Raw genomic sequence first — 20,604 nt, 5'->3', positions numbered from 1 at the left:
CTGGCGTTACCCGGAACAACAGTGACTCCCGGCCCCTAAGGAATCAGGGTTGCATGGAAAGCATGAAACCTGCGCCCACAACTGCTGCCCACCCGGCAGCGATCCTGGCCATCATCCTCGTCAGCTACTTCATGATCCTGCTGGACAACTCGGTCATCTTCACCGCGTTGCCCAGCCTGCAGGCAGACCTGCAGCTGAGCACCGGGGAACTCTCGTGGGTCCAGGATGCGTACACCCTGGTTTTCGGCGGCCTGTTGCTTTTGGGCGCCCGGGCAGGTGATCTGCTGGGCCGGCGGCGGGTCTTCGTGTTCGGGCTGGTGGTGTTCTCGATCGCGTCGCTGCTGATCGGCCTGGCACCGGCGGGCTGGTGGGCGATCGCCGGCCGCGCCGTTCAGGGGATCGGGGCGGCGATCGTGGCACCCGCGTCCCTGTCGTTGCTGACGGCGAGCTTCCCGGAGGGCCGTGAGCGCACCCGGGCCGTGGCGTTGTACGGCGCGACCGCAGGGATCGGTGCCAGCCTGGGCCTGGTCATCGGCGGGGCGCTGGCGCACTGGATCTCCTGGCGGGCCGGGTTCTTCGTCAACGTTCCCATCGGCGCTGCGATGATCGCACTGGCTCCGCGGTTCCTCCCGGAGTCCGGCCGGGCCCGCGGCCGCTTTGATCTCTTCGGGGCGCTCAGCGCCACACTGGGTGTCGGCGCGCTCGTGTTCGGCATCATCAACACCGTCGAGGCGGGATGGGCCTCACCGGTCACCGCCACAACCGTTACGGCCGGCGTCGTGCTCTTGGCCGTGTTTGTGCTGATCGAGCGCAGAGCGGCCCAGCCGATCATGCCGCTGCGGCTGTTCGCGAGCCGCCGCCGCACCGGGGCCTATGTAGCGCGCTTCCTGTATCTGGGCGCGATGATCGCATTCTTCTTCTTCACCACGCAGTTCCTGCAGGAAGTACTTGGCTTCGACCCGCTGCAGGCAGGCATGGGATTCCTGCCCATGACGGCAGTCAACTTCGCCGTGGCGATGAGCATCCCGCGGCTCCTGGGCAGGATGCCGGGTTCGATCCCACTCGTGGCCGGGATCCTGATCACCCTTGCCGGGATGTTTTGGCTCAGCCAGGTCAGCGTCGATTCCGGCTATCTGACCGGGGTGGCCCTGCCGATGGTCCTCATTGGCGCGGGCCAAGGTCTCGCGTTTGCGCCACTGACCTCCTTCGGCATCATCGGCGCCCCCGCGGCCGACGCCGGCGCGGCATCGGGCCTGGTGAACACCTTCCACCAGGTCGGTACCTGCCTCGGACTTGGCATCGCGGTCGCCGCCGCAGCAACCGTCCCGGAGGCGGGTACCGCCGCTACGCACCTGGCCGCGCAGGTCAGCGCCGCACTCACGACGGGCAGTGTTCTTCTGCTTCTGGCCCTGGTCATCACAACGGCCCTCATCCTGCCCGCAGATCTCGCGGCCCGGCAAACCAGGAAAACACAGACGGCCGTGCCCGCACCGGAGACCGAGCCGGCCCGCTGAACCTTGGAGCCCCGATGTCCCAAGGTTCTACGGACAGCGCTTATCCACTTTCTCTGCTCCTGAAGGACAAGCCTTCATTCCCCCATCAACCCAAGCGTTCAACAACACAAAGGAAAAATGCAATGAAAACACGCAAGCTCGGCGACGGCCTCGAAACATCGGCCATCGGCCTCGGCTGCATGGGTCTGAGCTTCGGCCTTGGCCCCGCTACCGACCGGACCGAAGCACTTGCCGTAATCCGGACCGCCGCCGAACGCGGCGTCACCCTGTTCGACACCGCAGAGGGCTACGGGCCCTACGTCAACGAGGAGCTCGTCGGCGAAGCGCTTCAGCCGATCCGCGACGACGTTCTGATGGCCACCAAGTTCGGGTTCGACATCAACGCCAACGGCGAAACGGTCGGACTCAACAGCCGGCCCGCACACATCCGGGACGTCGTCGACGCCTCGCTGCGCCGGCTGCGAACCGACCACATCGACGTGCTGTATCAGCACCGGGTCGACCCCGCCGTCCCGATGGAGGACGTCGCGGGCGCAGTCAAGGAGCTCATCGCCGAGGGCAAGGTGCGTCACTTCGGCCTGTCGGAGGCGAGCGAAACAAGCATCCGCCGCGCCCACGCCGTCCAACCCATCGCCGTCATCCAGGACCACTACTCACTGTGGATGCGGGAGCCGGAAACCAAGAAGTTCGGGGTCTGCGAGGAACTCGGGATCGGACTGGTCGCCTGGGGTCCGCTCGGGCAGGGATTCCTTACCGGCGGCATCACCCGGGACATGCGGTTCGACAACCCGGATGACCTCCGCGCCGACTTTCCGCGCTTCACCCCGGAGGCGCTCGAGGCGAACTTCGCCCTTGTCGACTTCCTCAAGCGTTTCGGCGCCGAGAAGGGCGCTTCCCCGGCGCAGATCGCACTCGCCTGGCTGCTGGCGCAGAAGCCGTGGGTCGTGCCGATCCCCGGCGGCACCCGCCTCGCGCATCTTGATGACAACCTTCCGGCGGCCGACCTCGAACTCACCGCACACGACCTGCGGCAAATCGACGAAGCCCTCGCCGCCCTCGATCTCGTTGGCGCACCGCTCTCGGCCGGCCTCGACGCCGCGATTGACCGCGACTGCTGACCAGCAGACCACGGTGTCCCGGCCAACGGTGGCACCCCTCGCGGGGCGCTGCCCCGTGGCCGGGAAGAGGGGGGGTAGTAACGTGCCCTCCCTCATCCCCGCAGATCTGAATACCGTGAAAGGCATGAACATGGAACTTACTCTCAACAACGGCGTCACGATGCCCGCACTCGGCCTGGGCGTCTTCCAAAGCGCACCGGAGCAGACGACGGCGGCGGTCGAAGCCGCGCTGGCCACCGGCTACCGGCACATCGACACCGCTGCCGCGTATGGCAACGAGCGGGAGGTCGGCGACGGGGTGCGCAGGTCCGGCCTCGATCGTTCGGACGTGTTCATCGAGACCAAGGTCTGGGTGAGCGACTACGGCTACGACGAGACGCTGCACGCCTGGGAGAAGGCGGTCGGCAAGCTCGGCGTCGACTACCTCGACCTGCTTATCCTGCACCAGCCGGCACCGGACCGCTTCGAGAAAACCATCGCGGCGTACAAGGCGCTGGAGACCCTCCTCACCGACGGGCGCGTGCGGGCGATCGGCGTCAGCAACTTCATGCCGCACCACCTGGAGCAGCTGCTCGCCGCGACCGACGTCGTCCCGGCCGTGAACCAGATCGAGCTGCATCCCTTCTTCACCCAGCCGGCCGTCCAGGCAGCCGATGCCGAGAACGGCATCCTCACCCAGGCCTGGTCGCCGATCGGCGGTATCACCTTCTACCCGGGCTGGGGCGAGGACCGCAGGAACGTGATGGAAGACCCCGCGATCGCCGCCGTCGCGCACGCCCACGGCAAGAGCCCCGCCCAGGTGATGCTGCGCTGGCACCTGCAGCAGGGCCGCTCAGCGATCCCTAAGTCAACGAACCCGGCCCGCATCGCCGAGAACTTCGACGTCTTCGACTTCGAACTCAGTGCCGACGAGATCGCCGGCATCGACACGCTCGACACCGGCGTGCGCAACGGACCCGACCCGGACGAGGCCCGCCTGGAGCGCTTCTCGCTGGCCATCCCCGAAGCCTGAGACTGAAGAGAAGGAACCAGTATGGAATACCGTCCCCTTGGCCGCACCGGTGTAGAGGTCAGTCCCTTGTGTCTGGGCGCGATGATGTTCGGCCCCTGGGGCAACGACAACCGCGACGACGCCACCCGTATCATCCACCGCGCCCTTGACGCAGGGATCAACTTCGTCGACACCGCCGACGTCTACTCGGGCGGGGTGTCCGAGGAGATTGTCGGGCAGGCGCTGAAGGGCCGCCGCGACGACGTGTTCCTCGCCACGAAGTTCTTCATGCCCATGAGTGAGGACCCGAACCAGCGCGGTGGGTCCCGTCGCTGGATCATGCGCGAGGTGGAGAACTCCCTACGCCGTCTGAATACCGACTACATCGACCTCTACCAGGTCCACCGGCCCAGCCCGGACACCGATGTGGAGGAGACCCTCGGCGCCCTCACCGACCTCGTCCGCCAGGGCAAGGTGCGTTACATCGGCTCCTCGTCGTACTCCGGATCGCAGATCGTGGAAGCCCAGTGGGCGTCCCGGGACCGCAACCTGGAGCGGTTCGTCACCGAGCAGCCGCCGTACTCGATCCTGGTTCGAGGCATCGAGGAAGACGTCCTTCCTGCGGTGCAACGCCACGGGATGGGCACCCTGACCTACAGCCCGCTCAGCGGCGGCTGGCTCTCCGGGCGCTGGCGGAAAGACGCAGCGTCCGCGCCGGTCTCAAGCGCCCGCCCGAACGCCCGGTTCGACATGACCAGCCCGGCCAACCAGCGCAAGCTCGACGTCGTCGAGGAACTCGCGCTGCTTGCCGAACAGGCGGGACTGAGCCTTATAGAGCTGGCGATCGCGTTCGTAATAAACCACCCCGGCGTCACGGCGGCGATCGTCGGGCCCCGCACAATGGATCAGCTTGAGTCCTACCTGCCGGCGGCCGACATCAGCTTATCCACCGATGTGCTGGACCGCATCGACCAGCTCGTCGCGCCCGGGGTGACGGTCAACCCCGACGACAACAGCTACGGAGCCTACGAACTCGCAGCGCAGGCACGACGGCGGAAACAGTCGTGACCGGCGCGGCGATCAAAGCGCTCCATGATGCCCTGTGCGGGGCGATGGTGGCCGGGGACGCGGCAGAGCTGGACAGCATCCTCGCCGACGATTTCACGCTCACGCACATGACCGGATACGTGCAGGCGAAGGCGGAATGGTTGGATGCCATCGAAACCGGCCAGATGCAGTACCACCGGATGAAAACAGTTGAGGCGATTGTCAGCCGGGAGGGGACCGTGCCCAGGTTGACCGCCCGCACGCTCACCGAGGCCACGATCTGGGGAGCGAGGGCCACCTGGCGACTGACGTTGCGTTCCTGGTTCGAGTCCCACGGAGACGAGTGGGTCATAGCGCGCACCGTCGCATCAACATGGTGACTCCCGGAAAACGGCCTAGCCTCCGGGTGCAAACAGAACACACAGATCGGTAGGAGATGTCATGGAGGGCCTGGAAACGGTCGTACTCCTGGGTCTGGCCGTGCTCGCGGGCGCGATCCTGGCTCCCCGCGTTCGTGTCGCCGCACCCTTGCTGCTCCTGGTCTTCGGCCTCCTCCTTGGCTTCGTTCCGCAGCTGCGGCAAATCGAGCTTCCGCCGGAAACGGTCCTGTTGATCTTCCTGCCGGTCATGCTGTTCTGGGAGAGCCTGACCACCTCGCTGCGGTCGATCCGGCGGGACCTGCGCGGCATCGTCTTGCTCAGCACGCTGCTGGTGATTGCCTCCGCTCTCGCCGTGGCAGGCGTGGCGCACCTCCTGGGTCTGCCGTGGAACACTGCCCTCATCCTCGGCGCGGCCCTGGCCCCTCCGGACGCGACGGCGGTCGCGGCCCTCGGAAGGATGCTGCCGCGCCGGAACTTCATGTTGCTCAAGGCCGAGAGCCTGACCAATGACGGCACAGCGCTTGTGCTGTACGCCATCGCCGTTGGCGCGACACTTGGTGGCAGCTACACGCCCATCAACATCGCGGGCCTGTTCGCCCTCTCCTATCTGGGAGGGGCCGCAGCCGGCATCCTCGTCGCAGGCGCGGCCTACCTGCTCCTGGTCCGGGTACGCGACCCGCTCATCATCAACATCGGCCTGCTGATCACCCCGTTCGCTGCTTTCCTGCTCGCCGAAGCCATCAAAGCCTCGGGAGTGCTGGCCGTTGTCGCCGCCGGGTTGATCATCTCCTTCACCTCCAGCCGGATCAGCACCGCAGCATCACGGCGCCAGACGGAGTCTGCATGGCCTCTGGGCTCCTACCTCCTTAACGGCGCCCTGTTCGTCCTCATCGGCCTTCAGGTACAGGCCGCCACGCACGAAATCGACGCCCGCGATGTGGGGAGGCTTCTGCTGTCCACAGTTGCCGTGTGGCTGGTGCTCATCATCATCCGGTTCGTGTTCCAGACATTCAGCATCGCTGTCATCCGGATCCTGGACCGGCGCCCCTCCCAACGCCAGCGCAGAATGAGCTACCGGGCCCGGATCGTCAGCTCCATTGTCGGCTTCCGCGGAGCCGTCTCCCTCGCGATCGCACTGTCCGTGCCATCGGCGCTCAAAGACGGCACCCCCCTCCCCGGACGCGACGACATCATCTTCATCAGTGCCGGCGTGATCGTACTGACCATGCTCGTCCAAGGACCTCTGCTGCCCACGGTAGTCCGCTGGGCCAAGCTTCCCGATGAGGCCGAGGAAGAAGAACTCCGCCTGGCCGAACTGGCCATCTCTTCCGCGGCAGTCACCGCCGTTGACGAACTCGCCCACGAACTTAGGATCAACGCAGACGTCCACGGCCGCATAGCAGACGAGTATCGATCCCATTTGTCGGCGATGCAGGCACTAAGAGGTGGCTCCGATCCGGAGGCCACCACACAATCACGTCAGGAGGAAACAACGCTCCGCCAGGCCCTGCTCGACAGGAAACGTGAAGCACTCCTGGGGCTCTCGGCCGCGCCCTTCAAAACGGTGTTACCCAGGAGGAACTCATCGAAGCCATCACCCATGTCACGCTCCACGCCGGCTGGCCCAAGGGCATGTCTGCGATGGATGTCGCCAAGAAAGTCTTCACAGACAACAAGTAGGGAAATCAGGGACCTCGACCCCACTGTGCCGACCATCAAACCGGCCGGCTCAGTGGGGTCGATGTTTGGCTTAACCCGATCGCAGTTCCCCAGGAGGGCGACCAACGATGGCCGTAGCGGCCGTTCACCATGAGTGTCATTGCTGAGGCACGTGACGCGGTTAGCGTAGGGCTGAGTGGCCGATGAGGAGGGCGTCGAGGATCCCGCGCGTGCAGGGCTCCGCTGGCTGATGCCTAGTCGCTCGTACGGTCCGCCGGTGCCCCAAGGGAGGCCTCGTCAACTAAATTTGACGTGGTTTCTGTCAGCGGGCGGACTTTACGGCGCGGCTCTGCCGGGATGTGTCAGTGGGCCAGGGCGGATCGTGCCTCTTTGACCCCGTAGTAGACGATGACGTAGCCGGCCGCGACTTATCGGGGAATCTCGCAGACACGCGTCGGTGCGTCTCACACCGCACGCTGATCAATACCGGGCCGCGGACCACGGGGACGCCAAATAGCGCTGCGAAAAACGTGCCAAATATCTCTGAGATTCACCTCGTCTGGCGTCCGTCATTACTGCCAGCTAGGGTGACCCTAGGTCTTGCGGAGAGAACCGCTCCGGCTGGCTGTTGCGCTGCTCTATCGGCCGGCGGGGCGCTGTTGGAGCAGATGGCCACCGCCTATGGAATGAGTGCTTCTTCGTCGGAAAGTTGTTGGACTTCTATCCGCGCGTCTTTGAACCTCGAGAACAGAAGCACGAGGGAGGCCAGGAGGAGGAAGGCGGCGGCGGCCCAGAGCGCCGTATCGGTACCTGCGACGGTGGCTATGACGCCGCCCAAGGGGGCTCCGATGACGATCATTCCTCGGTTCAGCGAACGCCTCGTGGCACTCATGCGTGCTATGAGCCTGTCCGGCGTAACAGCCTGCTGGTAGCCCATTTCCAGTGGCCCTTCGACTCCCATGGCCATGCCGAATAGCAGCTGCCCGAAGCCGGCCAGAGCAAACGCAGCCCACAACTCTCCCGGCCAGTGCAGCGGAGAACCGTAAATCTCTCCACTGCGTTCCCCGCCGGCGGCGAGGGGCGCCAACGCCACCAAAGCGATAGCAAAGGGTTGGGCCAGACGCGCCGCAACCATGGCGTTGCCCGTACCCCATCGGTGCCCCAGCCGGGTGGACAGTGTGGTGCCGACGACGGCCCCGATTCCGGAACACCCCATCACCAAACCCAACCCCAAGGCACCCAAACGAAGGTCATTCAGAATAACAGTCGGCAAGACAGCACCGAGGATGGCGGAACCGATGAACCATATGTGGGTACTCCACGCCAAGGGCGCCAGATGGGAATGGCCGTAAACCCACCGCAGACCCTCCGCGACCTTTCGATGAAGTCTTTGTTTGCTTCGAACTGACGCCTGGTCGGATGGCCGTTCCAGGGTAAGGAGAACGGCTGCCGAGAAAAAATACGAGACGGCATCCACAAGAAGAGCCACAGGGGCTGTCACCAATGCGACAAGACCACCGGCTACGGCGCTTCCCGTAGTTTGGGCCACGGTATCGCTTTGCTGGAGTCGGGCGTTCGCCTTGGTCAGTAAGGATCTGGGGACCAGTTGGGGGAGGAAGCTCTGATACGCGGCGTCGCTGGTCAGCGCGAGGGTTCCAAATACGAACATCAGGATCAACAAAGCCGTAACCGAGATAGTCCCCGTGATCGCCGTCACGCACACGCCCGCGAGGATCAGGCCACGGCCGACGTCTCCGCCGATGAGCACCGTTCGGCGGGGGAACCGGTCAATCCAGACTCCGGCAACCAGCCCGAAAAGTAGATATGGGGTCCACCTGGCAGCATTGACCAGACCCTGGTCCAACGGTGTGCCGTTCATCGTCACCAAAATCAGAACAGAAAAAGCCAAGGTAGTTATATAGGTGCCGAAATCGGACACTGTCGAGGCCAACCAGAATCTGATGAATGCCCGATGGCGACGAAGCTCCGGCTCCATTGCAGACGAGCCGTCGGCAGAGATTCCCATGTTTCCCCCCAATCATCTCGTAGGCATAGAGCCTAGCGTGACGTAGAGCACTGGTAGCTGCACGGCCGCAGTCGTAATGGCCACTGATTAGCTGATGGGTGTTTGGCGCTCGCTAGGGGGTGTTGGCGAGGGTGCGCATGAGGGTGACGTTCCCGGTCCTCGCGGAACCCCGGACGAGCGAGACCGCCATGATCGGGGCGAAGTTGCAGCACCAAAGCCACAGCCGGTCGGCGTCGATTGGATCAGCAATATCAGCGAGTTGACGGCACCGACGGCGGATGGCGGCTTCGCTACCCGCTCCAGTCATGGCGAGGTCGGTGAGGTCCATCGCTGGATCGCCGATGCACGGGCGAGGATCGATCGCGACAATTCGGTTGCCGTTGCCCGTCCGCAGAATGTTGCCGGGATGAAGATCGCCGTGAAGAAGTGAATCCCCTTCATTTGCCAGATCCAACGCAGCCTCGCGACACCGGCGCCAAACTGCCGCATCGATCGGGGATTCCCGGAGAGTACGCCTGCGTCGATCCCACAACTCGAACACGAACTCCACGCGCTCACGGGCACGGGGAACATCAGCGGGCAGTGTCCCGCGCGGTAGGTAGAGGTCGCCGATGAGGCCGGCAACATCCGGGATGCCCGATGCATCGGCTGTCAATTCGGAGGACTCGGGTAGCCATTCGAGCAGGATCGCACTACGAGTGGCATCCGCATCCACCAGGTCGACGACGGTGGGGGCGTCCGTCCAGTACGTCAGCGCAGCCGCCTCTTGCTCCGTGACCGTGCTGTCGGGTGAGAGCTTGAGTGCGTACCGGGCTCCTCCCGTGTCCGAAACGCACTCGACAACGGCGCCCGTTCCGCCCGCGTGGACAGCCTGAGGCTCGAGCGCCCACTTCTGACACAGTTCTCCAACAAGCGCTCCGAAGTCGTCGATCCAGGCAGCCGCCGCGGGACCGAATCGATCGAGAAGTCGGTCACGGGCAGCAATAGGCAACGCAACCTGGGTCATGAGCCGATGTTAGGTGCTGCGGCGCCGCTGTTGCGAAGGCGCCCCGGCCAGGCATCCCGATTGACCCGAACCATTGAATCCGGCCTTGGATTGCGCCCAAGCGGACGAGTTACACCTGGAGAGTCAACGGCGCCGTGCCAAACACCGATCACAGGAGGGGTACCCGGCCGGAACTTGGCCCGTTAGGCTTTGCGCATGGACGGGAGCGAGACATGACCCAACGGACCTACCCGCAGGGCGTCCCATGTTGGATTGACACCGAGCAGCCTGACGTTGAGGCGGCCTCTGAGTTCTACGCCGGAATCTTCGGCTGGACGTTCGAGGACGCCATGCCGCCGGGAGCACCGGGCCGCTACTTGATAGCCAAGCTCGACGGCCAGGACGTCGGCGGGATGGCCAGCACCCGGGAGAGTGCCGCGTTATGGAGCACCTACATATCCGTCGAAGACGCGGATGTCGCAACGCAGCGACTGGTCGCTGCCGGCGCTGCGGTGCGATCGGCACCTGCCGATGCGGGAGAGGGCGGACGCAGCGCGGCGCTGACCGACCCGGAGGGCGCCGAGTTCCGCATCTGGCAGGCTCGGCGACGATTAGGGGCACAGGTGGCCAATCAGCCTGGGGCCTGGAATTTCAGTGATCTCCACACGCCGCCCAACCCCAGCGCCGCGATTGCGTTCTACGAGGACGCGTTCGGCTGGCAGGTCGAGGACCTCGGCTTCGCGATGTTGATCCGCAGGCCCGGTTATGGTGACCATCTTGAGGCGACCGTCGACCCGGGCATCAGGGCGCGGCAGTCAGGGGTGGGCGCCACACCCGGCTTCGCGGATGCGATCGCTTGGATCGCGACCACCGCCCCCGACGAACCGCCGGGCTGGCATGTCTCGTTCACCGTGGCCGACCGGGACCAGACGATGGTTGACGCCAAACGGCTCGGCGCCCAAGTCCTTAGCCAAAGTGACACCGAGTGGACGCGGACGGCGTTTATCCGCGACCCCCAGGGAGCCGAGTTCACCGCCAGCCAGTTCACGCCCCCGTCGGGCTGAGCCGATCCTTCGCCTGAGACGGTGAATCGGCGTCATCGCGAGGATGTGCGCGGCCGCGTGGGGGTGGCCCCAGCTGGCGGCCCTGGAACGGACGGCCCAGCCGCCCGTCCGAACTCGGCAGCAGGGAAAGGTGCGCCGCTGCCCGGTCAGCGTCGGGCGGAGCGGGCCATTCCGAGCAGGCGGCCGAAGATCGCCTCGCCGTCGTCCGCGATCCCGTCGTGGTGGAACTCGTCGGACTCCCACACGTGCAGGCCCCGGACGGCGGCCGCTGTTTCCAGGGATAGCTCACGGTCCACGTAGATGTCGTCGGTGTAGACGGCCGCGGCGACGGGCACGGTGTTCAGCGCCAGCTGCTCCGGATCGTAGAGCGGGGCCCAGTCGTCCTTTTCGGCGAGGAGCCGGGCCACGTCCTGCAGCGGGCGCAGGGCCGGGTCCTGCTCGAAGTACCAGGGGTACACCATTTCCCCTGTCAGGAGCGGTTCGCCGGCGTCGGGGCGGAACTCCGGGAATTCCTTCAGCACGCGCCAGGCGGCCCAGTTGGTGGCGCCGTCCTGGCCGTAAATGGACTCGTGCATCAGCGCGTACAAGGGGTTGGCTGCCCGGGAAACGAGGCCCCGGACCTGTTCCAGGAAGGCGTCCGAGAGGCGGTCGCCGTCGGGTGTGGCCACGAAAGCGTCTTCGAGCAGGTGGTGCAGCGCGTCCACCCGGGTGTTGCCGCCCAGGAACGAGCCCACCATCTGGAACCGTTCCACGGTGAGCCGGCCGCCGTCGGGCAGGAACTCCTCCGTGTCCCGCAGGTGCCTGGCGATCCGGGAGATGGCGGCCCGGTCCTCGGGGTACCAGTCGAAGTATTCGGCGTTCCGGGCCGCGACCCGCTGAAACGTCGCGCGGTACACGCGGTCCGCGGAGCCGCCCAGCGGGGCCAGGCCGCCGGTCACGAGCACTTCGCGCAGCCCCTCGGGGGCGAAGGACAGGTAGCTGAGCGCGCAGAATCCGCCGTAGCTCTGGCCGTAGATGGTCCACGGGGTGGAGCCGAGGGCCGCCCGGATGGCCTCGGCGTCGGCGACGATCGAGTCGGCGCGGAAGTGCGTCAGGTAGTGGGCCTGTTCCACGTCGGTGCCGCGCAGAGGCAGTGTCTTGCGGTCCACGGCCGAGGACAGGCCGGTGCCGCGCTGGTCAAGCATGAGGATCCGGAAGTCCCTCGCGGCGGCCTTGCTCCAGCCGCCCAGGGACGGGAACCGGTTGCCGCGCCCGCCGGGACCGCCCTGCAGAAAGAGCAGCCAGGGGAGCTCGGCGGCCTCTTCCTCGCTGTGCTCCGTGGACACGTACTCGCGAGCGAACACCGAGATGGTCTCACCTCGGCGCCCCGCCTCGCTGAAGTGGTCCAAAGGGACCTGGAAGTAGTGTTCAGCGGTCCGCATTCCGCGGTAGGAGTGGCGTGCCCGGACGCTGTGCCGGACTTTGTGCCGGCCGCTGGACGCAGTCTCCAGGAGGGAGGCGCCCATGAGCCCCGTCAGCGGAAGATCAGCCACGGGCGGCCGCCTCGCGGGTGTCGGCGGAGGAACCGGCGCCGGAAACTGGCCGGGGAGCGCCGAAAGCCTCCAGCGCAGCGCCGGCGAGGCGGAAGGTGGACCATTCCTCCATCGGCGCAGCGCCAAGGTTCTTGTAGAAGTTGATGGAGGGCTCGTTCCAGTCCAGGACACTCCATTCGACGCGCGCGTAGCCGCGGTCCACGGCGGTCGCGGCCAGGTGCTGCAGGAGTGCTTTGCCGTGGCCCTCGCCGCGGGCGTCCGGCCTGACGTAGAGGTCCTCCAAGTAGATCCCGTGGACGCCTTCCCACGTGGAGTAGTTCAGGAACCAGAGGGCGAAGCCCCGCACCTCGCCGGCCGCGTTCTCCGCCATGGTGGCGAAGACCCTCGGATTCTCGCCGAAGAGGACTTCGGCGAGCAGCTCGGGGGTGTTCCGGACGGCGTCCGGTTCCTTCTCGTAGAGGGCGAGGTCGTGGATCATCTGCAGGATGGCAGGGACGTCATGCGGTGCGGCAGGCCGGATTACACTCATTATTCGAGTTTACCCGCGGCGCGAACCGTCCCCGGGCCGGCGCCGCCCGCTAGAGCCGGTTGACGTCCGTGACGCGGACGACGGCGGTCCCGGACTCGTCCGAGGCCGCCAGATCGACCTCGGCGGAGATGCCCCAGTCGTGGTGGCGGGCCGGGTCATCGAAGATCTGCCGGACCTTCCATACGCCGGGTTCCTCGGTGATGATCAGCAGCCCGGGGCCGCGGGCGTCCGGGCCGGTGCCGATGTCGTTGTGTTCGTCGAAGTAGTCATCCAGGGCATCCTCCCAGCGCTCCGCGTCCCAGCCGGAACCGGCGTCGAGCTCGCCCAAGTCGCTGGCGGCCTCATCGGCGAACAGCTCCACCCGGCGGAACATCTCGTTGCGCACCATCACCCGGAAGGCCCGGATGTTGGAGGTCAGCGACGGCGGCGGGGGCGGGGGAGCGTCGTGCGGTGTGGGCGCAGCGCCGGACGTTAGTTCCTCCCATTCATCGAGCAGGCTGGAGTCCACCTGGCGGACCAGTTCGCCCAGCCACGCGATGAGGTCCTCGAGGTCCTCCCGGAGGGCATCCTGCGGGACCGTTTGGCGGAGCGCCTTGAAACCGTCGGCGAGGTAGCGCAGCACGATCCCCTCCGAGCGGGCCAGGCCGTAGAACTGGACGAATTCGCCGAAGTTCATGGCGCGCTCGTACATGTCCCGGACCACTGACTTGGGCGCGAGCTCGAAGTCGCCGACCCACGGCGCGGCCTTGCGGTAGACATCGAAGGCCTCGCCGAGGATCTCCGCGAGCGGCTGCGGGTAGGTGACCTCCTCGAGCATCGCCATCCTCTGGTCGTACTCGATGCCGTCGGCCTTCATCGCCGCGATGGCTTCGCCGCGCGCCTTCTTCTGCTGTGCCGACAGGATCTGGCGCGGCTTCTCCAGGGTCGCCTCGATCACGGACACAACGTCCAGGGCGTACGACGGGGACTCCGGGTCCAGCAGTTCCAACGCGGCGAGGGCGAACGGGGACAGGGGCTGGTTGAGGGCAAAGTTGGCCTGCAGGTGGACGGTGAGCCGGACCGTGCGGCCGTCGGCTCCCTGCTCTGCCGGCGGGATCCGCTCCACGACGCCGGCAGCGAGCAGTTCGCGGTAGATTCCGAGGGCCTTCTTCATGAGCCGCAATTGGGCCGGACGGGTCTCGTGGTTTTCGGTGAGCAGGCGGCGGCCGGCCTGGAACGGGTCGCCGGGGCGTTCCATGAGGTTCATCAGCATCGCGTGCGTCACGGTGAAACTCGATGTGAGGGGATCCGGAACAGACTCGACCAGCCGCTTGTACGTCGGTTCACCCCAAGACACGAAACCCTCCGGGGGCTTCTTCTTGACCACCTGGCGCAGCTTCTTCTGGTCGTCGCCGAACTTGGCCGTGGCCTTGGCCATCGCCTTCACGTTTTCGGTCACGTGCTCCGGGGCCTGGACCACCACGGTTCCGGCGGTGTCATAGCCGGCGCGTCCGGCGCGTCCGGCGATCTGGTGGAATTCGCGGGAGTTCAGCAGCCGGGTGCGGACACCGTCGTACTTGCTCAGGGCCGTGAGCAGCACGGTGCGGATGGGCACGTTGATGCCCACCCCGAGGGTGTCCGTGCCGCAGATGACCTTCAGCAGGCCGGCCTGGGCAAGCTGTTCGACCAGCCGGCGGTACTTCGGCAGCATCCCGGCATGGTGGACGCCGATGCCGTGCCGGACCAGCCGGTTGAGGGTTTTGCCAAAGCCCGCGGCGAAGCGGAACCCGGCGATGAGCTCGGCAATCTTGTCTTTTTCCTCGCGGGTGCAGACGTTGATGCTCATCAGGTTCTGGGCCCGGTCGATCGCTTCGACCTGGCTGAAGTGGACCACGTAGACCGGGACCTGCTTGGTGGCGAGCAGCTCCTCAAGGGTCTCGTGGACCGGGGTCTGCTCGTAGTAGTAGTGCAGCGGAATGGGACGTTCCGCGGAACTGACGGTCGTCGTCGCGCGGCCCGTCAGTTCGCGGAGCCCGTCCTCGAAACGGCTGACATCGCCGAGAGTCGCTGACATCAGCAGGAACTGCGCCTGGGGCAGTTCAAGCAACGGCACCTGCCAGGCCCAGCCGCGCTGCGGGTCCGAGTAGAAGTGGAACTCGTCCATGATGACGGCCCCAAGTTGGGCCTCCGAACCTTCACGCAGCGCGATGTTGGCCAGGATTTCGGCGGTGCAGCAGATGATCGGGGCATCCTGGTTGACGCCGGAGTCGCCGGTGATCATGCCGACGTTGTCGGCACCGAAGATCTCGCAGAGCGCGAAAAACTTTTCCGAGACGAGGGCCTTGATCGGGGCGGTGTAGTAGCTGCGCTGCCCGCGGGCCATGGCCTGGAAGTGCGCGGCGATGGCCACAAGGGATTTCCCGGATCCGGTCGGCGTGGCCAGGATGACGTTGGAACCGGCCGCCAGCTCCATGATGGCCTCATCCTGGGCGGTGTAGAGTGCAAGGCCGCGGGTCTCGGTCCACTCGACAAACCGGGTGTAGAGCTCGTCCGGGTCCAGGGCCGTCCTGCCGGGGACTCGGGCGGCCGGGGCGGGGAGCTGATCAACGAGTTTCATTGCTGTCCAGCTTAGTGCCCGCGTAGTGCGTGCGGCACCGGCGGGAGCCTGCGCCGCACGCGGCGAACGGGTGCCTCCTTGGCTGGCCTACGGGGCGGGGCTAGGCTTCGGTTAGGACGACATGCCGGGAACTGGAGGCGCCATGAAGTGGGATCCCGAGAAATACGTGCAGTTCGGGGACTACCGGGACAGGCCATTTTTTGACCTGACGGGGCGGATTCATGCCGAAGCCCCGCGGCACGTCGTGGATCTCGGATGCGGTCCCGGCAACCTGACCGCGACGCTCGCGGACCGGTGGCCGGGCGCCCAGGTGGTGGGCCTGGATACTTCGCCGGAAATGCTGGCCACCTCAAAGGACTACGCCGCCGCGGCGGCCAATCTCTCCTACGAACTGGCCGACATCGCGCACTGGCTGCCGTCCGGAGACACAGACGTGGTGGTCACCAACGCCGCATTGCAGTGGGTGCCCGGCCACCGAAAGCTGCTCCCCGCGTGGCTCGATGCCCTCAAGCCGGGTGCCTGGTTCGCGCTTCAGGTGCCGGGGAACTTCAACGCCCCGTCCCATAGTCTGATGCGGGAACTGGCCGAGTCCCCGGCCTGGGCGGGCCGGCTCGCGGGGGTCCTGCGGCACGAGGACGTGGTGGGGGAGGCGGCGGAATACCTGGAGATCATGCTCGACGCCGGTTGCGCCGCCGACGCCTGGGAGACCACCTACCTTCAGCTGCTCCCTGGCGCCCACCCCGTTTTGGAGTGGGTCCGGGGCACTGGACTCAGACCGGTCCTCGCGGCCCTCCCCGAGGACGAGGCCAGGGAGTTCGAGGCCGAATATTCGGCGCGGCTGGACAATGCGTATCCCGCGGGCCGGCACGGGACCGTCTTCCCGTTCCGCCGCACGTTCGCGGTGGCGCAAAAAACCGGGTGAGCGGCGTGTCTGCCGTATGACACGAAGCACTCCGGAATGGGGCTTACAATGACGTGGCGGTATGGGGGCGGCCGTTAGGCTGATTCCATTCCGGGCCCTGGGCTAGTAATGGAGGTTCGGTGCTTATAGGCCTGATGTCGCGGCTGCTGTCCGCGCATAAAGGGAGCGTGCTGGCCATCGTTGTGCTGCAGCTCGTCCAAGCCACGGCCAACCTGCTCCTGCCCACCCTGAACGCCGCGATCATCGACGACGGCATCATCGCCGGGGACAAAGGGGAAATCCTCCATCTCGGCGGCTGGATGGCCGGAATCGCCGCCGTTCAGGTGATCACGGCCATCGCGGCCGGATATCTGGGCTCCGTCGTCGCCATGGAGATGGGCGGCCAGTTGCGGCAGGAACTTTTCGCGAAGGTGCAGTCCTTCTCCTCCCAGGAGGTCAGCGTTTTCGGTGCCCCCAGCCTCGTCACCCGGGCCACCAACGACGTCGCCCAGATCCAAAACCTCGCCATCCTGATTTTCATCATGCTGATTGCTGCACCAGCGATCTTCATCGGCGGCATCGTGCTGGCCGTGCACCAGGACGTGGTGCTGTCCTGGATCGTCGTCGTGGTGATCCCGGTCCTCACGGTGATAATGACCGTGATCGTGCGCCGCCTGATTCCGCTGTACCGCCAGGGCCAGGGGCTCCTCGACCGGATCGGCCGGGTGCTGCGTGAACAGATCATCGGCGCGAATGTCATCCGCGGCTTCGTCCGGCAAGACCACGAAATCCGCCGCTTCGATGAAGCCAACAAGGACCTCACCCGGAACAATCTGAAATCCGCCCTCCTGGTCGCCGCCATGATGCCGATGATCATGTTCGTGGTCAACCTGTCTTCCGTGTTCGTGGTGTGGTTTGGCGGCCACCGGATCGACTCCGGCGAAATGCGGCTGGGGGCGCTGACGGCGTTCATCGCCTACATCCTGCAAATCCTGATTGCCATCATGATGGCGATGTACGTCTTCATGACCGCCCCGCGGGCGGCGGCGTGCGCGGAACGGATCCGCGAGGTGCTGGACACGGAACCGGCCATCGCGGATCCGACCACTCCCGCCGGCACCGCTCCTGCCGGCACGACGGCACACTCCGGCAGCACTGTCGAATTCAGGAACGTGTCCTTCGCCTATCCCGGCGCCGAAGCGCCGGTGCTGGACGGCATCTCGTTCACCGCCAGGACCGGGACCACGACGGCGATCATCGGCGCGACCGGCAGCGGCAAGTCGACGCTCCTGAACCTGCTTCCCCGCTTCCTCGACGCGAGCGCCGGCGGGATCAGCATCGGCGGGCACAACGTGCGGGCCATGCGGCTGGAGGTCCTGCGGGACCTGATCGCAGTGGTCCCGCAGCAGTCCTATCTCTTTACGGGCACGGTCGCGGAAAACCTCCGGTTCGGCTCGGCCGCCGCGGACGAGCCCGAATTGTGGCAGGCGCTCGAGGCCGCCCAGGCCGCCGACTTTGTCCGCGCTCTGCCGCTAGGACTCGAAGCGCCCGTGAGCCAGGGCGGCACCAACTTCTCCGGCGGCGAACGGCAACGCCTGTGCATCGCGCGGGCACTGCTCAAGAATGCCCCCGTCTACCTGTTCGACGACAGCTTCTCGGCCCTGGACTACGGGACCGACGTCAGGCTCCGCGCGGCCATCGAGCCCCTGTTGTGCTCGGCGACCGTGCTGATCGTGGCCGAACGGGTGTCAACAATCGTGGACGCCGGGCTGATCCTCGTATTGGAGGACGGCCGCGTCGTCGCGCAGGGAACGCACAGCGAACTCATGGAGTCATCGCCCAGCTACCAGGAAATTGCCGATTCCCAGCTGGTGCTGGAGGAAACCCCGTGAGCCGCGGGCGGGCACACCGCGCCGGGACCACTGCGGGGCCCGGCATCCCGGAACGCATCAAGTGGCAGACCGCCGCCCGGCTGCTTGGCCTGCTGCTGCCGCTGAAATGGCGGATGGCCTGTGTCATCGCTGCCACCTGTGCGTTCGTGACACTCAACGTGGCGGCCCCGAAGGTCCTGGGCGACGCCACCGACGTCGTCGTCGCGGGCTTCATGGGCGGCTCCCTCGACGAGCAGGAGTTGGCCGCGCGGCTGCTGGCCGTTTCCGCCATGTACGTTGGTGCGTCGCTGTTCAGCTGGATCCAGGGCAGCCTGACCGCCACCGCTGTGCAGCGCCTCAGCTACGGGCTCCGCGGCTCTGTGGAACAAAAACTCCACGTTCTGCCGTCCAGCCATTTCGAGGAGCAGCGCCGCGGCGACGTGCTCAGCCGGGCCACGAACGACGTCGACAATATCTCCCAGGCCCTCAACCAGCTCCTGAACCAGCTGATCATGTCCGTCCTCATGCTCTCCGCCGCACTCGCCATGATGCTGTGGCTCTCGCCGCTGCTGGCACTGATCGCTGTCCTGTCGGTACCGGTATCCATGGCCATCACGGTGTTCGTGGCCCGGCACTCCCAGGCGCACTTCAAGGAGCAGTGGAGCAGTACTGGGGCACTGCTCGCCCAACTTGAAGAGATCTTCACCGGGCATGAAGTGGTCAAGGCTTTCGGCCGGCAGGAGGCGTCGGCGGTGAGCTTCCGGGAGTGCAACGAAAAGCTCACGCGGTCGAGCACACGCGCCCAGTACTTGTCCGGCATCGTGCAGCCGCTGTTGATGTTTGTCGCCAACCTCAACTACATCGCGGTGGCTGTTGTGGGGGCGCTCCAGGTTACGGCGGGGGCGATGACCATCGGCGGCATTCAGGCTTTCGTCCAGTTCTCCCGCCTCTTCAGCCAGCCCGTGGGCCAGATCGGCGGAATGCTGACTCTCATGCAATCCTGCCTGGCCTCGGCGGAGCGCGTGTTTGAGCTGCTTGACGCTCCGGAGATCCCGCCGGACAGTGCGGTGCCGGCCGTTTCGGCCAATGGCGCCGGCAAGCTTCATCGCGCCGCCTCCCCGCGAAAAATCCATGTCCCGCGTAAATCCTCCAACGGACGCAAATCCCGTGCCCCGCGCACGTCCCAGGCCCCACTGAATTGGGGCGCGGTGGCGGGCCAGGTCACGTTCGAGCACGTCAGCTTCAGTTACAGCCCCGGTACGCCCGTGGTGAAGGACCTCTCCTTCACGGTCGAGCCGGGACAGACTGTGGCAATTGTGGGACACACAGGGGCAGGCAAAACCACCGTCGTAAACCTCCTGATGCGCTTCTACGAACTCGACTCCGGGCGGATCCTGGTGGACTCGACCGACATCGCCACCGTCCCGCGGGACGAGCTGCGGAGCGCCTTCGGCACCGTCCTGCAGGATGCCTGGCTGTTCACTGGCAGCATCCGGGAGAACATCGAATACGGCCGCCCCGGTGCCACCGACGCCGACATCGTGGCGGCGGCCCGCGCCAGCCACGTGGACCACTTCGTCAGGGCACTGCCCGGGGGATATAACACCCTACTCGGCAACGACGGCGACTCCCTGAGCCGGGGCCAGCGCCAGCTTGTCTCAATCGCGCGGGCACAGATCGCCGGGCGCAGCATCCTCGTGCTGGACGAGGCGACGAGTTCCGTTGACAGCCGTACCGAGGTGCAGATCCGGCATGCGATGGAGCGGCTGCGGGAAGGTCACACGAGCTTCGTGATCGCGCACCGTTTGTCCACGGTCCGGGACGCTGATCTAATTCTCGTCATGGACCACGGACGAATCGTTGAACACGGGACCCATCAGCGGCTGATGGCCAGGCGCGGGCTCTACAAGGATTTGTACGAGGCGCAGTTCGCCGGTCGCGAACAGGTCCCGGCCATCCAGGAGGCGGAACAGTGAGCCCCACGGACACCGCGGGAGAGCGTTTCCCCGGTTCCTGGCGGACCAATCCGGTCAGTTCCGTCCCGCTCTTCGAACAGCTCCGGCTGTACGTCATTGAACGCGCCGACAACGGCACGCTCGCACCGGGCACCAGACTTCCGGCTGTGCGGAGCCTCGCCGGTGAACTGGGCGTGGCACCGCACACCGTGGCGCGGGCCTACAAGGAACTCGAGGCAGCCGGCGTCGTGGTGACGCGGGGACGGAACGGCACCGTGGTCTGTGCCCGCGATGCCGCCTGGAGCTCGCTGTCCGCCGCCGCCGCCGAGTTCGCCGCGGCCGCCAAAGCCCAGGGCGCGAGTTTCGCCGAGGCCGTGCAGTTGCTGGCCGCCGCCTACGACCGCCAGTAGCACATCCGGCGCTCCCCCTGGCGCGC

General features: G+C 66.1%; 16 protein-coding genes and 1 pseudogene. 12 read left to right on the top strand and 5 right to left on the bottom strand.

The genetic code is table 11. From position 1 onward, the window contains the following. Positions 1-53 precede the first annotated feature (53 nt). The 7 genes and pseudogenes from BLQ10_RS10750 to BLQ10_RS22735 all read left to right on the top strand — a co-directional run bounded on the left by BLQ10_RS10750 (position 54) and on the right by BLQ10_RS22735 (position 6,730). Positions 54-1,514, top strand: a complete 1,461-nt coding sequence (locus tag BLQ10_RS10750; protein ID WP_254785511.1) for an MFS transporter — start codon at positions 54-56, stop codon at positions 1,512-1,514. A 122-nt stretch (positions 1,515-1,636) separates the two neighbouring features. Next, positions 1,637-2,632, top strand: coding sequence for an aldo/keto reductase (locus BLQ10_RS10745; protein ID WP_091561688.1), 996 nt, complete (start codon positions 1,637-1,639; stop codon positions 2,630-2,632). A gap of 130 nt (positions 2,633-2,762) precedes the next feature. Continuing rightward, the gene (locus tag BLQ10_RS10740) at positions 2,763-3,644 is read left to right on the top strand and encodes an aldo/keto reductase (protein ID WP_091562028.1); all 882 of its coding nucleotides are present in this window, start codon (positions 2,763-2,765) and stop codon (positions 3,642-3,644) included. Positions 3,645-3,665: 21 nt separating this feature from the next. Continuing rightward, complete coding sequence (locus BLQ10_RS10735) at positions 3,666-4,691, top strand: aldo/keto reductase (protein WP_091561686.1); 1,026 nt, start codon at positions 3,666-3,668, stop codon at positions 4,689-4,691. Further along, a complete protein-coding gene (locus BLQ10_RS10730) occupies positions 4,688-5,050 on the top strand; it encodes a nuclear transport factor 2 family protein (RefSeq protein ID WP_091561683.1) in 363 nt (120 codons plus the stop codon). Before BLQ10_RS10735 ends, BLQ10_RS10730 begins: the two co-directional genes overlap by 4 nt. Positions 5,051-5,111: 61 nt before the next feature. Beyond that, positions 5,112-6,539 (top strand): annotated as a pseudogene (locus tag BLQ10_RS10725) (Na+/H+ antiporter); the annotation flags it as partial. A 95-nt stretch (positions 6,540-6,634) separates the two neighbouring features. Then, a complete protein-coding gene (locus BLQ10_RS22735) occupies positions 6,635-6,730 on the top strand; it encodes a carboxymuconolactone decarboxylase family protein (protein WP_368086512.1) in 96 nt (31 codons plus the stop codon). Positions 6,731-7,388: 658 nt separating this feature from the next. Here BLQ10_RS22735 and BLQ10_RS10720 read toward each other — a convergent pair. After that, the gene (locus BLQ10_RS10720; RefSeq protein WP_254785510.1) at positions 7,389-8,735 is read right to left on the bottom strand and encodes an MFS transporter; all 1,347 of its coding nucleotides are present in this window, start codon (positions 8,733-8,735) and stop codon (positions 7,389-7,391) included. Positions 8,736-8,847: 112 nt separating this feature from the next. Beyond that, positions 8,848-9,741 carry an aminoglycoside phosphotransferase family protein gene (locus BLQ10_RS10715; RefSeq protein WP_091561676.1) on the bottom strand — a complete coding sequence of 298 codons (894 nt, stop codon included), beginning with the start codon at positions 9,739-9,741 and terminating at the stop codon, positions 8,848-8,850. Positions 9,742-9,953: 212 nt separating this feature from the next. On the opposite strand from BLQ10_RS10715, the gene BLQ10_RS10710 reads away from it, so the two are divergent. Then, on the top strand, positions 9,954-10,784 hold the full coding sequence (locus BLQ10_RS10710) for a VOC family protein (RefSeq protein WP_091561673.1): 831 nt from the start codon (positions 9,954-9,956) through the stop codon (positions 10,782-10,784). Positions 10,785-10,930: 146 nt separating this feature from the next. On the opposite strand, the gene BLQ10_RS10705 is transcribed toward BLQ10_RS10710, so the two are convergent. The 3 genes from BLQ10_RS10705 to BLQ10_RS10695 are packed head-to-tail and all read right to left on the bottom strand — an operon-like array spanning position 10,931 to position 15,441. Next, the gene (locus BLQ10_RS10705) at positions 10,931-12,289 is read right to left on the bottom strand and encodes an alpha/beta fold hydrolase (protein ID WP_091562025.1); all 1,359 of its coding nucleotides are present in this window, start codon (positions 12,287-12,289) and stop codon (positions 10,931-10,933) included. Between the two features lie 19 nt (positions 12,290-12,308). Then, positions 12,309-12,845, bottom strand: a complete 537-nt coding sequence (locus tag BLQ10_RS10700) for a GNAT family N-acetyltransferase (protein ID WP_091561670.1) — start codon at positions 12,843-12,845, stop codon at positions 12,309-12,311. A 49-nt stretch (positions 12,846-12,894) separates the two neighbouring features. Then, a complete protein-coding gene (locus BLQ10_RS10695) occupies positions 12,895-15,441 on the bottom strand; it encodes a DEAD/DEAH box helicase (protein WP_091561668.1) in 2,547 nt (848 codons plus the stop codon). Between the two features lie 142 nt (positions 15,442-15,583). Between BLQ10_RS10695 and BLQ10_RS10690 the strand changes: the two genes are divergently transcribed. The 4 genes from BLQ10_RS10690 (at position 15,584) to BLQ10_RS10675 (ending at position 20,578) form a co-directional block, all read left to right on the top strand. After that, positions 15,584-16,363, top strand: a complete 780-nt coding sequence (locus BLQ10_RS10690; protein ID WP_091561665.1) for a trans-aconitate 2-methyltransferase — start codon at positions 15,584-15,586, stop codon at positions 16,361-16,363. A gap of 134 nt (positions 16,364-16,497) precedes the next feature. After that, positions 16,498-18,234, top strand: coding sequence for an ABC transporter ATP-binding protein (locus BLQ10_RS10685; protein ID WP_091561662.1), 1,737 nt, complete (start codon positions 16,498-16,500; stop codon positions 18,232-18,234). A gap of 113 nt (positions 18,235-18,347) precedes the next feature. Further along, positions 18,348-20,189, top strand: a complete 1,842-nt coding sequence (locus tag BLQ10_RS10680; RefSeq protein WP_254785523.1) for an ABC transporter ATP-binding protein — start codon at positions 18,348-18,350, stop codon at positions 20,187-20,189. Further along, the gene (locus tag BLQ10_RS10675) at positions 20,186-20,578 is read left to right on the top strand and encodes a GntR family transcriptional regulator (protein WP_091561657.1); all 393 of its coding nucleotides are present in this window, start codon (positions 20,186-20,188) and stop codon (positions 20,576-20,578) included. The genes BLQ10_RS10680 and BLQ10_RS10675 overlap by 4 nt, the downstream gene beginning before the upstream one ends. The last annotated feature ends 26 nt before the right edge of the window (positions 20,579-20,604 follow it).

Source organism: Arthrobacter sp. ok362 (genome assembly GCF_900102785.1).
Classification (GTDB): domain Bacteria; phylum Actinomycetota; class Actinomycetes; order Actinomycetales; family Micrococcaceae; genus Arthrobacter.
Note: the sequence above shows the minus strand (reverse complement) of the source record. Positions and strands in the feature narration are given on the sequence as shown.

Bases quoted from the DNA above. Each gene is read 5' to 3' on its own strand.
- BLQ10_RS10750 (WP_254785511.1), top strand. From the start codon at position 54: ATGGAAAGCATGAAACCTGCGCCCACAACTGCTGCCCACCCGGCAGCG.
- BLQ10_RS10745 (WP_091561688.1), top strand. From the start codon at position 1,637: ATGAAAACACGCAAGCTCGGCGACGGCCTCGAAACATCGGCCATCGGC.
- BLQ10_RS10740 (WP_091562028.1), top strand. From the start codon at position 2,763: ATGGAACTTACTCTCAACAACGGCGTCACGATGCCCGCACTCGGCCTG.
- BLQ10_RS10735 (WP_091561686.1), top strand. From the start codon at position 3,666: ATGGAATACCGTCCCCTTGGCCGCACCGGTGTAGAGGTCAGTCCCTTG.
- BLQ10_RS10720 (WP_254785510.1), bottom strand. From the start codon at position 8,735: ATGGGAATCTCTGCCGACGGCTCGTCTGCAATGGAGCCGGAGCTTCGT.
- BLQ10_RS10715 (WP_091561676.1), bottom strand. From the start codon at position 9,741: ATGACCCAGGTTGCGTTGCCTATTGCTGCCCGTGACCGACTTCTCGAT.
- BLQ10_RS10710 (WP_091561673.1), top strand. From the start codon at position 9,954: ATGACCCAACGGACCTACCCGCAGGGCGTCCCATGTTGGATTGACACC.
- BLQ10_RS10705 (WP_091562025.1), bottom strand. From the start codon at position 12,289: ATGGGCGCCTCCCTCCTGGAGACTGCGTCCAGCGGCCGGCACAAAGTC.
- BLQ10_RS10700 (WP_091561670.1), bottom strand. From the start codon at position 12,845: ATGAGTGTAATCCGGCCTGCCGCACCGCATGACGTCCCTGCCATCCTG.
- BLQ10_RS10695 (WP_091561668.1), bottom strand. From the start codon at position 15,441: ATGAAACTCGTTGATCAGCTCCCCGCCCCGGCCGCCCGAGTCCCCGGC.
- BLQ10_RS10690 (WP_091561665.1), top strand. From the start codon at position 15,584: ATGAAGTGGGATCCCGAGAAATACGTGCAGTTCGGGGACTACCGGGAC.
- BLQ10_RS10685 (WP_091561662.1), top strand. From the start codon at position 16,498: ATGTCGCGGCTGCTGTCCGCGCATAAAGGGAGCGTGCTGGCCATCGTT.
- BLQ10_RS10680 (WP_254785523.1), top strand. From the start codon at position 18,348: ATGGCCTGTGTCATCGCTGCCACCTGTGCGTTCGTGACACTCAACGTG.